Annotated in this window: 11 protein-coding genes; all 11 read left to right on the top strand. The window is 39.0% G+C overall.

Annotated elements, in window-relative coordinates:
* Window positions 1-1,407, top strand: coding sequence for a hypothetical protein (locus DCO44_RS04380; RefSeq protein ID WP_116759430.1), 1,407 nt, complete (start codon window positions 1-3; stop codon window positions 1,405-1,407).
* A 25-nt stretch (window positions 1,408-1,432) separates the two neighbouring features.
* A complete protein-coding gene (gene tssM, locus DCO44_RS04375) occupies window positions 1,433-5,260 on the top strand; it encodes a type VI secretion system membrane subunit TssM (RefSeq protein WP_116759428.1) in 3,828 nt (1,275 codons plus the stop codon).
* Between the two features lie 34 nt (window positions 5,261-5,294).
* Complete coding sequence (gene tagF, locus DCO44_RS04370) at window positions 5,295-6,254, top strand: type VI secretion system-associated protein TagF (RefSeq protein ID WP_116759426.1); 960 nt, start codon at window positions 5,295-5,297, stop codon at window positions 6,252-6,254.
* A gap of 25 nt (window positions 6,255-6,279) precedes the next feature.
* Window positions 6,280-7,026 (top strand): OmpA family protein, encoded by a 747-nt coding sequence (locus DCO44_RS04365; protein WP_416224517.1) that lies wholly within the window; start codon window positions 6,280-6,282, stop codon window positions 7,024-7,026.
* 22 nt (window positions 7,027-7,048) lie between these two features.
* Window positions 7,049-7,315 carry a PAAR domain-containing protein gene (locus DCO44_RS04360; protein ID WP_116759422.1) on the top strand — a complete coding sequence of 89 codons (267 nt, stop codon included), beginning with the start codon at window positions 7,049-7,051 and terminating at the stop codon, window positions 7,313-7,315.
* Window positions 7,316-7,565: 250 nt separating this feature from the next.
* Window positions 7,566-8,453, top strand: a complete 888-nt coding sequence (gene yddG, locus DCO44_RS04355; RefSeq protein ID WP_116759420.1) for an aromatic amino acid DMT transporter YddG — start codon at window positions 7,566-7,568, stop codon at window positions 8,451-8,453.
* Window positions 8,454-9,229: 776 nt separating this feature from the next.
* Window positions 9,230-10,645, top strand: coding sequence for a type I glutamate--ammonia ligase (glnA, locus tag DCO44_RS04350; protein WP_171304935.1), 1,416 nt, complete (start codon window positions 9,230-9,232; stop codon window positions 10,643-10,645).
* Between the two features lie 89 nt (window positions 10,646-10,734).
* Window positions 10,735-11,010, top strand: coding sequence for a hypothetical protein (locus tag DCO44_RS04345; RefSeq protein WP_116759416.1), 276 nt, complete (start codon window positions 10,735-10,737; stop codon window positions 11,008-11,010).
* Window positions 11,011-11,097: 87 nt separating this feature from the next.
* A complete protein-coding gene (locus DCO44_RS04340) occupies window positions 11,098-11,568 on the top strand; it encodes a chorismate--pyruvate lyase family protein (RefSeq protein WP_116759414.1) in 471 nt (156 codons plus the stop codon).
* A gap of 18 nt (window positions 11,569-11,586) precedes the next feature.
* The gene (ubiA, locus tag DCO44_RS04335) at window positions 11,587-12,468 is read left to right on the top strand and encodes a 4-hydroxybenzoate octaprenyltransferase (RefSeq protein WP_116759412.1); all 882 of its coding nucleotides are present in this window, start codon (window positions 11,587-11,589) and stop codon (window positions 12,466-12,468) included.
* Between the two features lie 109 nt (window positions 12,469-12,577).
* A complete protein-coding gene (locus DCO44_RS04330) occupies window positions 12,578-14,020 on the top strand; it encodes an alpha/beta hydrolase family protein (protein ID WP_116759410.1) in 1,443 nt (480 codons plus the stop codon).
* Window positions 14,021-14,069 lie beyond the last annotated feature (49 nt).

Here is a 14,069-nt window from a genome sequence, read left to right as displayed (position 1 = left end):
ATGCTTAAAATTATATTCAGTACAGTTTTAAGTATCTTTATTTTAAGTTCTACGCTGATTATTTATTACTGGCGTGATGCTAAATTTGAACCGACAGCACAAGATTTATTGCTTTATTTTGTGTTGATGCCTTTTTTGATTTCATTGGTAGTGCTAAGCCCTTATCTCATATGGAAGCTATACCAATTTATACAAAATAAGCAGCAAGATTCAAAACTGATTGAAGCTCATCCATCCCTTGAAAGCGAAAATACACAAAATCGGCTCAATCCTGAATATCTACGTTTAAATGTTTATGCAACTTCGCTGCAATCTGCTTTGGGGAAAAACCAAGAAATATTTGCAAAAATGGCGGAAATGCCTGCACCCGCATTGGACTCCAAACTTGTGAATCAGATGGGTAACCCAATTTTATCTTACCGAATGCCTGATCCTGTCGATGAGTCTTTAGACCATGAAATGGATCGCGCTGAGATAAGCGAAATTCAACAACGCATACAGGCATTGATGCAGGCTGAACTCAATGAAAATTGTGCCTCCTTATTAACTATTGTGGAGCATTTGAAAAATTCAGCGCTGTTTTATGACCAGCAACTTGCTTATGAATATCGTATGCATCCTGCTTGGATTCGCTCCGATTATCAGGAAGATGAAGAAGAACAAACAATGGTTATGGATATTCCTCGCCTCAATATGTTGAATATTCATGTGGTACTTTCCGATTACTTACTCCATGTTTGGAATGAACAATCGAGTGATGTATTAATTGAAGAGTATTTGCAGAGTTTAGGGCTGTTAGTACAACAAATAAACGTACATTACCATTATTGGGGTACAGAAAATGCCTATGCGGAATGGATTAAACTGCTTAAAACCATTCAGCATCAAAAGGATGAAATTTCATATATCACCGTGGTTGACTCAGCCATAGATCAGGACATGATTGACGAACATCTATGGACAATTGATCAATATATTCCTGCAGAGTTCATTGGCAGTTGTTGTATTGCAGCCGAATCAGTACAAGTGTCTGAATTATCCAGAGTAAAAGTGATCGAACTGGTTGAAAACGAAATAAATTTGATGAATTTTATTGGTAAATTAGGCATTGAAAACTTAGAACAATATGCGAACGAAACTCCGTTTTTTGTGGTGCCAGATAATATTGCTCAAATGAAAGTTGCTCAACAAATAGCAACCCATATTGGTTCATCAAACATACAGTCGTATCACTGTTTATATAGTCATTACAGTTTAGGACATACGCAAAGTTTGGCTAAGATTTTCGGATTTCTTCTTGGGCTTCAAGCACCTGAATCTATGCATAGTTTTGTGTTCAGTCTGGATGCTCCACACACACATGTGATATTTCAGTCTGAAGAATTACTATCAGAATTAAATACTTAAGAATATTAAAATTGACGAGATAACAATGTATACAATTTTAGGCTACTTGTGGCAGTACATTACCAATCCAAAAGCAATGATTGCACTTTCCATATTGGTTGCTCTGATATCTTCATTTAATGTTGTGCCACGGCATATCTTTATCATGCTATGTATTGCCTATCTTTTAGGTTTGATCGGTTATGGTATTTATTGGCTGATTCAGCGTCGCAAACATGAACAGCAAGGTGAACAACTTGCAGAAGCAATAGGTAAAGAAACTGAATCTGAGTACGGTCAAACCCAAAATAATGAAGAACTAAGACTGATTCAACAGCAGATGAAAGAATCCATTCAACTGATTCGTAAATCAAAGTTGGGGGATAAAAAGGGTAATGCCGCTTTATATGAGTTGCCTTGGTATATGGTTATTGGTAACCCAGCAGCAGGTAAAAGTTCGGCGATTTATAATTCTGGATTGAAGTTTCCATTTGAAGAATCGCATCAAAAAGTGGTCTCTGCGGGGCTAAGTGGAACCAGAAACTGTGATTGGTTTTTCTCCACAGACGGCGTTTTATTAGATACAGCGGGTCGCTACTCTGTGTATGCAGAGGATCATGGCGAATGGCTTGGCTTTCTAAAACTATTGAAAAAAAATCGACCGAAAGCACCTGTGAATGGGTTAATTGTGGTGGTTAGTATTGCCGAACTGATTAGTCAGAGCCCTGAAAAATCACTAAAACTAGCCAAGAACTTAAGAGCCCGGATTCAAGACTTAACAGAACGATTAGAAGTTTTTGCACCAGTTTATGTGGTGTTTACGAAAATGGATTTGATCGCGGGTTTTACTGAGTTTTTTGAATGTTATGAGGGTCAGGAATTCGATCAAGTGTGGGGTGCAACACTTCCGTATCATGCAGACTCTTCACCCAATGCTTCAGACTTATTTGAGCAACATTATAATACGCTATTTGATGGCTTAAAAAGCGTAAGCACCACACATCTAAGTCGTCGCCACGCACAGAATATTTCACCTGGGGTGATGACTTTTCCGCTTGAATTCAAAACATTAAAACCAGCGGTAAAGACCTTTATTGCCGCATTGTTTGAAGACAATCCTTATCAATTTAAACCTGTATTTCGTGGCTTCTATTTCACCAGTGCATTACAGGAGGGCATCATTGAAAGCCCGATGACGGAGCAAATTGCACAAGAATTTGATCTAAACTTGCTGCATTCTGGAGATTCATCGAAAAAAACCAATGCACAAAATCATGGTTATTTCTTAAAAGGCTTATTTTCAAATGTGATTTTGAAAGATAAGAATTTAGTGAAGCAACATATTAATCCTTTGCGTAAACGCCAACGTTACTTGGGCTTTATGGTGGGTTTGATGACTGTCGCTATGGTACTTGGCGTATGGGTTTGGTCTTATCGTAATAATCAGCAATTGATTCTCGATGTGCAAGCAGATCTCAACAAAGTCCAACAGTTGGAAAAAACATCTGAAACTGATTTGGGGACACAATTAGAAGCGCTTTTAATTCTACAAAATCGATTGCAGCAATTAGATACCTTTGATCAAGATCGCCCTTTCAAATTTTCATTTGGTTTATATCAAGGTGATGAATTACGTGAGAAGCTTCAAGGTGAGTATTTGAAAGGTATTCGGCAGATTGTGCTGGAACCTTCGCAACAGAATATCGAGCAATATTTGCAGCGGGTTAAAAGCAATGAAGCAACGCTGAAGGCGAATCATGTCAATGTACAAATTCAGCAATTGGCAGCCAATAAAAATCAACAGTACTTTGAACCGTCTGATACCAATCCTCAAGATGCTTATAATGCTTTAAAAGCGTATATCATGCTAAGCAATCCACAGTATATGGATGCAAGTCATCTCAGTGATCAGGTGACAAAGTTCTGGCGTTCTTGGTTATTGGCAAATCGTGGAGCCATGCCGCAAAGTGAGCTGACGCAAAAAGCGGAGCAAGTTTTAACTTATGCGATGTCTTTAGCAAATCAAAAACAGTTCCCTGTATTAGAAGCAGATACCCAATTGGTGGATCAAACTCGTCAAGTCATGGTGGCTGTAGTGCGGGGTATGCCTGCACGAGACCGAGTTTATAATGAAATTAAAATGCGGGCATCAGTTCGTTTTCCTGCACTGACTGTTGGTCAGATTGTCGGTGAAAGTAACAAGACCACATTAATGGGAGGCTACGCGCTGCCCGGTGTATTTACTTATAAGGCATGGGATGATTATGTTGCTCAAGCGATTGAAGATGCTGCGAATAAACCCACTGATACGAAAGATTGGGTGCTGAATACGACCCAATCGGATGATTTAACCTTTACTGGAAGCCCAGACCAAATTCGAAAACAACTCACGCAACTGTATAAGCAGGAATATATTGCAGAATGGAAAAAGTTCCTGAACGCCGTACATTATGCCAAAGGAACAGACTTTAATAGTGACGCTCGTATTGTCGAAATCTTAGGCGAACCACAAAACTCACCAATCAGAATATTGATCGAACGTGTAACCAAGGAAACCAGTTGGGATAACCCTGTTGTACAAGCTGAATTGGCAGCCCCACAAACAGGTTTTGTTGCATGGTTTAAGCGTACGATATTAAGACAAAATAACGAAGATGCCATAAAGAAAGCCATTAATCAGGCTCAAGGGCCAATATCGCAAGAGTTTGTATTTTTCTACCAATTGGTACGTAAGCGTGATGATCAGCAAAACCAGTCTCTTTTAGATGAGTATTTAAACAATCTTTCTCAGGTGCGTAGTAAGTTTAATGATTTAAAAAATGCAGGTGACATTGGTCCAAGCGCTTTGACCGTTGTTAAACAAACCATTAATGAACAAACTTCAGTATTTAATACCACACAGAAAATTGTGGATGAAAAATTAATGGTTGGGCTGAATGCGACAGATCAGCAGGTGTTACAACGTCTATTGGTAAGCCCATTGACCCAAGCTTTTAATGCGTTATTGCCACCTGCACAAAACGAACTGAATAAATTATGGGTGATGCAGGCTTATCAACCATTTAGCATGACTTTGGGGCAAAAATATCCATTTAATCAGGGCGCGACGATACAAGCGACCAGTGCGGAAATTGCACAGATTTTTGGTGAGACAGGCAGTATTGCCCGTTTTGTTAAAGAAAGTCTGGATCCTTTGGTGATCCGTCGTGGATATATGTTGTCATCTAAAACATGGAAAGATTTAGGTATAGGTCTAAACCCGCAGTTTGTGATGAATTTTCAAAGTTATGTTGCCCCTGCTAATGGCGTAGCGACAGGTGATTTAAATCAAACAACACCTTCTGCTGCAGCGAGTCAATCGAATTTCCAATTCTATCCATTACCAAATCCAAAATTGCTGTCTTATAGCATCGATATTGATGGTCAAAGAATGGTGTATGAAAATGGAATACAGCAGTGGGTGAATTTTATTTGGCCAAATCAAAATGCAATTCCTGGTGTCAGAATTACTGCCGTCGACTTAGCAGGGCAAACCCATACAATTTTTGAGGCGCCAGGTGAATATGGCATTAACCGACTGATTGATTCTGCGCAAAGAAAACAACAAAACGGTAGTTTTGAAATGACTTGGTCAAGCCCGAAAGATCCATCACTTTTTGTGAAGCTAAACTTCCGCCTGATTAGTGGTAATAGTGGCAGTAATGTTGGTGCTGGTCGAGGTTATGCCGGATTACAACTGGTTGATAAAGTGGTTATGGACAAAGCTGTGCGGGTTGTTGCTGCACAAGTTGCACCGACCCAAGTCAATATAAAAGCAGAACCTCAAAATTTGACGTCTACTTCACAAGTTTTATCAGGAGTAAAACCACAATGATACGACGATTGAGAAGGAGTGAGGGAGAGACTCAATGCAAATAAGTAAAACGGCATCATTTTATTTTGGCAAGAGTCCAGCACGTGGCGACTTCTTAAAAAGTAAGGGGCAGTCTAACGTTATTCAAATGATTGATCGCTGGATGACGGAGGCATTGGAGTTGGCGATGCAAAAACCTGATTTCGAAAAGGCATATCAAACTTTACCGAGCTTAGACTTTTTCATTGCTAATCCAATGGAATCACCGCTGTTACTTGCCAACTTAGAAGCTAGTGAAGATGCTTCGGGGCGAAAGTTTCCAATGGTATTGTGTCATTTACTTGAAGTTCCTAAGCCAATACAGAATTTGTCTTATGCACCAGTTGTGTATAAACCTTTGTTAATTGATTTATTTCAAACAAATAAAAAGCTGCAAGCGATTCAGGAACCTGATCAATTATTAGAACAATTATCAAATTTTGGTCGTGATAAGCTGAGCTGTAATCTTAATGTCAGCCTAGATTTCTTTGACAATCAGACCATGTATTCATTTGCTAGTTTAATGAAAATGAATAGTTATCAGCTTGCTCAAAGTATGATTGGCTTAGGATTATTATTGCAGCCTATTCTCAGTTTCGGTGTTGCCAATTTAAATAAAGTCTTGATTCTACCAATTCATAATGCACATTATCGTTATGAAATCGCGGCATTCTGGGTCAATTTAATTTATTTGTTCATTGGCAGCCAAAATACAGAGGTCTTGATTGGACTGCTTCATGCTGAAGAGCCTATTTTACTCTTTGGTTTTCAAGGTGCTGATATTTCAGCACTCAGTGATATTTTTATGCAAAATTTTACCACTGAACGCTGGGTTTCTCTGATTCAGGCAGAATGGATAGACAGCTATTTAGAACAAAATGCAGGTTTAGCTGTATTAGAACAAGCTTTGTGTGAACGGCAATTAAGCCTCAATCAAGGTATTAAATTTTTTAAACAAACATTTATTCGTGGCTAACATAAAAATGAATTTTAAAAAGAGAATGATTTGCAAAAATATCATCTTGGCATGTGGGTTTTTGTCCAGTGCATTACTTTATGCACAGCCTGTTATTGTTGAAGGTGTGGTTGCTAATCAAACCAGTAAACAGGCAATTTTACAGAAATTGTATGCTGTTTATGGGCAGGATCAGGTTGTGGATAAAATCCAGATACGACCTGTAGCGACACCCCAAGCTTGGGATGATACTGTGGCACGGGTGATTACTACGGATTTAAAAAAAATCACGGCTGGTAAGTTAACTGTAAAAGGAACGCAAGTTGAATTAATAGGAAAACTGCTGAATCCAACAGAAATTCAACCAGTTACATCTATGTTTCAATCCCTTGTGCAACCACCTTATCGGGTAAATACGAGTTTTACGATTAACCAATCCGAACAAAAAATCGTAGATGATGCTTTGAAAGATCGAATTGTAGAATTTGAATCTGGAAGTGCAATTTTAACGGCTACAGGAACAAAAATTCTGGATGAGATGGCAGTAGCATTAAATAAAGTACGAGACAAGAACGTCAAAATTATTGGTCATACTGATAGCTCTGGTGATGCTAAAAAGAATGTGGCATTGAGCTTGGCACGCGCAGAAGCCGTCAAAATGTATCTGATTCAAAAAGAAATTGTTGCAGGACGTTTAAGTACGGCTGGATTAGGTTCAGAGAAACCTGTCGCGGATAATGCCTCAATAGAGGGACGTAAAAAAAATCGTAGAATTGAGTTTGAAGTACTTTAGTTGCTAATAAGGGGATAGGGGTATGGCGACGCCTTATATAACAGTTGGATGTCCAACAACAGGTGGCGGAAAAGTAATTTCTGGCAATTCTAGTTTCTTAGTCGAGGGAATTGCCGTTGCTTGTGTTGGAGATAAAGCAACTTGCCCTTTACATAAAGTGGTCGCGACTATTGTATCGGGGGATATGCATATGTTGGTCATGGGTAAGGCAGCTGCGCGGGTCAATGATGCTTTATCTTGTGGTTGCAAGTTATTACCCAAGCAAAATTTGGTGCAAGGTGCGAATTAAACAATGAAGTAAATATTTATAGTTCATGATTATTTCCTGTCAAATAAACAGTGATGGTATGACATCTCTTTGGGGGGAAGAGAGGACAATGCAAAACATGTAATTTTAAGCTGCGTATCTAGTATGATCTGTCCGATTTGGATAGGGCTTTGATTAAATGATATTGATTCGTCTTTGTCATAAATACCTTGTCGCATCATCTGACTATTGCTACATTCACATGAATTTTACGCGGGTTAATTAGGAGATTATGTCACATCGTTTCGCCACTATAATTGGATTGTGTGCCATTTTGTTCTGGGCTTCTATTGTCGGGTTATTAAGACAAGTTACGGATGGATTCGGTCCAATTTTGGGTATCTGTTTAATTTACAGTTTAAGTTCCGTCATTTTACTGATCTTATTTAAACCACCCAAATTACATTTATTCCCTAAATCTTATCTGATTTTCGGCTCTATTTTGTTTGTTGCTTATGAGTTATGCCTGTCACTTTCTTTAGCATTTGCTCAAAACAATCAACAAGCCGTTGAAGTGAGTATTCTGAATTATTTGTGGCCAAGCCTGACCGTTCTACTTTTAATTTTAACCAAAGAGCAAAAGTTCCATCCTTTAGTGATTGTGGGGATATTACTGACTTTATTTGGCATTATTCAGGTTCAAACTGGAAGTGGCGAGTTTAGTTTAAACCAGATTACACAGAATATTGCGCTTAACCCCATTAGCTACGCTCTAGCATTAATGGGAGCTTTTATTTGGGCAGCGTATTGCATACTCACGAAAAAAATTGGCAATGGTCAGAATGCAATCGCCCTATTTTTTTGTCTAACTGCTGTGGCCTTATGGCTTAAATATCTTTGGATAGGCGATTTTCAAATTCCTGCACTTCAAGTGCAAAGTTTTATTTATTTGGCTGTTAGTGCGGCTGCATTTGGATTAGGTTATGCGGCTTGGAACATTGGAATCTTATATGGCAATATTCAATTACTGACAGCCGCCTCTTATTTCACACCGATTATTTCCTCATTAATTGCTATGCAGTTGCTTGATTTAGAGCTGTCATGGTCATTTTGGCAAGGTGCAGCTTTGGTCACTTTAGGTTCGTTTTTATGTTGGTGGTCTACTCGTACTGCATCATAAAAAGGGGAGATGCCATCATCTCCATTGATCTGTAGCTAAAGTTTTTTGGAAGCTGTAGGTAATAGTATCGCAGGTTCAATACCTCAATTTTACCTAGACCAGATTCAATAGGAGAGTGTTGTTGTCCTACCTTTATTCTTGCAGTGTTGTACTTATATAGATCTGAATTGATCACGGTTTATTATATTATTGGTCAAAAATTAGAAATCGCCTATAAACGTGACTGATTTTTACTAGATATTGAGTATTCTCATTTATTGCTCATGCTGTTGGAGGATTTTTGATGCACAAGGTGAGTCATGAGTAGCAATAAAGTGGTGCATCTTTTGAGACATAAGCGCAGTTTTAAATGATTGGATGAACGATGTGTACTGCTCGATAAGCTCAAAAACATGAGTTTTTATTGTTACATTGATAGCGGTTTATATTTTTTATAAGCATTTCTGATGAACGAATCTGTGGTCTATAAATAAAAAAGACATAAGTGTTAAAAAATGCGCTAAAAAATGCACTGGATTATGTCATTTGTATTTAAATGCACTATTTTGGTTCCTTTTGTGGTTTGGTTAATTGCTTAATAATGAAAATGATTGAATATGGTGCATTTCATTTTTCAAACAGTATAATAGGGTGGAAGCAAAGTTTATAAATCTTGTATTCTGATAAATAATTCAATGTTTTAGCTTTGCTTTTTAAAAGTTGGTATGAGAATTGCTTTATAACTGCCAACTACTAACACGCACTCCACAGGTGCAACAAAAAATCATCGGAGCAAAATGAGCATGGCGAACAAGGTCCTTCAACTCATCCAAGAAAGTGGCGCAAAATGGGTCGATTTCCGCTTTACTGATACTAAAGGTAAGGAACAGCACGTAACTTACCCAGCAGATACAATTGATGAAGATACTTTTGAAGACGGTAAAATGTTTGACGGTTCTTCAATTGCTGGTTGGAAAGGTATCGAAGCGTCTGACATGATTTTACGCCCAGATGCTGAAACTGGTTTTATCGACCCGTTCTTCGCTGAGCCTACAGTAGTTGTTACTTGTGATGTCATCGAGCCATCAACTGGTCAAGGTTATGACCGTGACCCACGTTCTATTGCTCGCCGTGCAGAAGAATACCTAAAATCTACAGGTATTGGTGATACTGCATTCTTTGGTCCAGAACCAGAATTTTTTGTATTTGACGAAGTGAAGTGGGAAATCGATATGTCTGGCGCGCGCCATACATTAATCGCTGAAGAAGCTGCTTGGTCAACAAACAAAGACTACGAAGGCGGAAACTCTGGTCACCGTCCACGTGTTAAAGGTGGTTACTTCCCAGTTCCTCCAGTTGACTCTTCACACGATATGCGTGCAGAAATGTGTGCAAAAATTGAAGACATCATGGGTCCAGGTCGTGTAGAAGTACATCACCACGAAGTTGCATCTTGCCAGTTAGAAATTGGCGTGAGCTTCAACACAATGGTTCGTAAAGCAGACGAAGTACAACAGTTCAAATATGCTGTTTGGAATGTTGCGCACCAATATGCAAAAACTGCAACTTTCATGCCTAAACCAATGGTTGGTGATAATGGTTCTGGTATGCACGTTCACATGTCAATCTCTAAAGATGGCAAGAACTTGTTTGCTGGTGATGAATACGCTGGTCTTTCAGAAATGGCGCTTTACTTCATCGGTGGTGTGATCAAGCATGCTCGTGCATTGAACGCAATTACAAACCCTTCTACAAACTCGTACAAGCGTTTAGTTCCACACTTCGAAGCTCCGATTATGTTGGCTTACTCAGCACGTAACCGTTCTGCTTCTATCCGTATTCCTTACGTTTCTAGCCCTAAAGGCAAACGTATTGAAGCTCGTTTCCCAGATCCAATGATGAACCCGTACTTAGGTTTTGCAGCATTGTTAATGGCGGGTATCGACGGTATCCAAAACAAGATTCACCCAGGTGAAGCTGCTGACAAGAACTTGTATGACCTTCCTCCAGAAGAAGAAGCTAAAATCCCTACAGTTGCTCATAGCCTAGATATGGCACTTGAAGCACTTCAAGCGGATAACGAATTCTTATTGAAAGGTGGTGTATTCACTAAAGAAATGCTTGATGCGTACATCGAACTTAAAACTGAAGAAGTTCGTCGTCTTAATACGACAACTCACCCAGTTGAATTCGATATGTACTACAGCTTGTAATTCTGAACTGAATTCCACTGTAAAAAACCCGCGCTCGTCGCGGGTTTTTTTTGTATTATCTGTTTTATTTAAAAAAATAGATCAGCTTTATGGCACAGCGTAAGAAACATACCAGTTTTTATCCGTGGATTGATCCCAAAGACCATGACAAAGGTTTTAAACTGAATTTTTCAATGGTGACCTATATTGAAGTTGGGCGTACTCCAGAAGGTTATAAGCAGGCAGAGTTTGTTGCCCTGAAAAGCCCTGAGTTGGCACTCGACTATGATTATCCCCAAAGTTTTTACTTGAGCGCCGAAGGGTTCATATTGGTGAAAACCCCGCAAGGGAAGTTTGAAGTCATTGCAAAAACAGATAATTGTTAAAGATTGATCCTAGAATTGAATCAACGACATTCTTCATAACGCAAAAAGCGTTTAAGCGCACAGCAGATCAATTAAACAGGTAAGGTTATGCAGCAGCAGATTCCAACTGAACTGAAAACATGGTTGTATGCTACAGGTTCATTGACGCAGCAACTCACGGATTTGGCGGGTGGAAAATTTAGGGTACAACCTATGAAAGAGCATTTTCAACGCCTACATTTTATTGATGCAAAATGGATGGAAATGCCATTTCAGCATACGTCATGGGTTAGAGAAAGTTTTTTATACGGCAATGATACGCAGCCTTGGGTTAAAGCGAAAAGTATTTTTCCGATTCTGAGTTTGCAAGGTCGAGCAAGACTTTTTAAACATATTGGCACAAAACCTATTGGCTGGTTTCTGTTCCAGCGTACCAATCCAGCATGTGAACGTCGTGTGATTTGGCTGGAAGATGGTTGGACACGCCAAAGTTGTTATACTTGGCATGGTTGTAAATTTATTGTGCAAGAAACGTTCTTACCTGCATTCGAGCAGTATCTACGCAAAACCAAATTATGAAATTGTTGAAGGATTTTCATGGCTACGGTGCAACATATTACTTGGCGTGAACGCTTAGAAGCTTATTATTATTTATGTCGTTTTGATAAACCTATTGGTACCGAATTGGTCTTTTGGCCAACCATGTGGGCTTTATGGATTGCAAATAAGGGCATGCCAAGTTTAGGAATTTTAATTCCAATGATTTTGGGCACTATTTTTATGCGTGCTGCAGGTTGTGCCATTAATGACTTCGCCGATCGTAAAGTCGATGCTCATGTAGAGCGAACCAAAAATAGGCCTTTGGCAACAGGGGTGATTAGTGCAAAAGAAGCGATTTATGTCTTTTTAATCTTGGTTTTTGCCAGCGCCTGTATGCTGTTTTTTTTACCGATAGAGACTTTTTATTGTTCTTTCGGTGCGCTATTTCTGGCTTTTATCTATCCTTTTATGAAGCGCTATACCCATTTACCGCAGGTATTTCTGGGGGCTGCATTTTCATGGTCTATTCCGATGGCGTATACCTCAGTGGGAGAACCTTTGGGATTAAGCTGCTGGCTATTATATTTTGGTAATTTGGCGTGGACAGTTGCCTATGATACGCAATATGCCATTACTGATCGTGAATATGATTTAAAGATTGGGGTGAAATCAACCGCGATTTTATTTGGTCGTTATGATATTCAAATTATTGGCATGTTGCAGTTGCTCAGTGTAATTTTAATAGGGACGGTTTTATTTTTAGAACAGTTATTCATGCCATTTGGCCTGCTTGCTTTAATGATCGTTGCAGGTGATTTTATTTATCAAGCTGCTAAAACCAAAGATCGTGATCCTCAGATTTGTTTTTGGGCATTCCGTCACAATCGTTGGGTAGGATTGGTAATTTTTATGGGAATTTTTTTAGAATTAACGATTTAAAATGACCATATGGTTAAAGAGTGTCCTATACAGGGCACTTTTTTTATGCCTTAATCATTCTGCATGTAGTTTCATGCCCAAAAAATAAAGATTAAAAAAAGGATATTTTATGAAGCGCACGAAAATAGCTTTGGCACTTACATTGACACTTTCAAGTCTATTTTTAACAGCTTGTAATGATGATGACGATAACACGGTGGCCGATTCAAATAAAACCTATTTATCTGAAGGAAATTATGCTTTAGATACCGTAGAGAATAGTTCATCGATTAAAGTCATGACCTATAATATGACCAATGTTCAAGGGAAAACCGCAACAGCCACTGCCATGGTTTTGTTTCCAAAAGCCATTCAACCTAAAGATGGCTACCGAGTTGTGGTCTGGGAACATGGGACTGTTGGAGGTGGAGATGACTGTGCTCCAAGTAAAAATCTACTTAACCCTCGCTTTAAAATTCTTGCAGATACCTTATTGGCCGCGGGTTATGTCATCATTGCACCAGATTATGAGGGGTTGGGTACAGCAGGTGTACATCCTTATTTGAACTTATCTAGTCAGGCTAATTCCGCAATTGCAGCGGTAAAAGCCGCGAAAGATCATTACGGTAAGCAGTTAAATGGCGCATGGATGTCGATTGGTCAGTCACAAGGTGGACATGCTTCCTTGGGCACTGCTGAATTTGCCAATACGGACAGCAGTTATAAAGGAGCAGTTGCAGGTGCACCAGCGTCAAGCTTAGGAACAATTATTCAAATTTATCTCGATCCGCAGTTGAATCTTGATGAAAATAATCAATCTAAGGGTGTGAATAGATTAGATGAGCAATTACTAAAAGTTCGATATGCAGTTGCAAACAACATCATTACAGCAGAACAAGGACAAGCGGCAATTGATCAAATTGCAGATGGTTATGCTGAATTGTTGGCTTATGCAGCACTTACCAGTTCAGGTATTAAAGCATATCAACCTAATTATGATTTAAAAAATATCTTTACAGCGGGTGCTGCGGATATTGCAGAAAAAGCATATGGCCGTACGGGCGATGATGGCGCATGTTTGGGTTATGCAGACCCAAATAGTGCGAATGGTTTGCAGGAACTATTCAAAGTTGGCGTACTTGATTTCTTGAAAGATCCTACCCATTTAATTGCTCAATATGGCATTGATTTAAATAAAATAAAAACAGATCCAGTGGTTCAAAAGTTCCTGATAGACAATCAACCAGCCACCAATGCAACCGCAGCAAAAGTGATTAAAACACCTGTATTTATTATTCAGGGAGAGAAAGATCAGGCAGTATTGCCTGTAGTTACACAAGCTTTGCATGCAAATATGCAAGCAAAGGCGACAAACTATTTCCCGCAAAATAATTATGCTGATGGATATAAACTGACGATCGTACCGAATGCAACACATACACAAGCAATCGTATGTAAAAATGAGGATGCTGTCGATTTTATTCAAGCAAATATGTCTGCTGCTACAGGTATTGTGTTGACCGACGCACAGAAAGATGCAAGTCAAAACCCACAATGTACGGGCAATTTTTAAGTCATTTTTAGATTAATCTTTGTGAAAAAGAGTCTCATTATTGAGGCTC

This window comes from Acinetobacter sp. AM, assembly GCF_003105055.1.
GTDB lineage: Bacteria > Pseudomonadota > Gammaproteobacteria > Pseudomonadales > Moraxellaceae > Acinetobacter > Acinetobacter tibetensis.
Note: the sequence above shows the minus strand (reverse complement) of the source record. Positions and strands in the feature narration are given on the sequence as shown.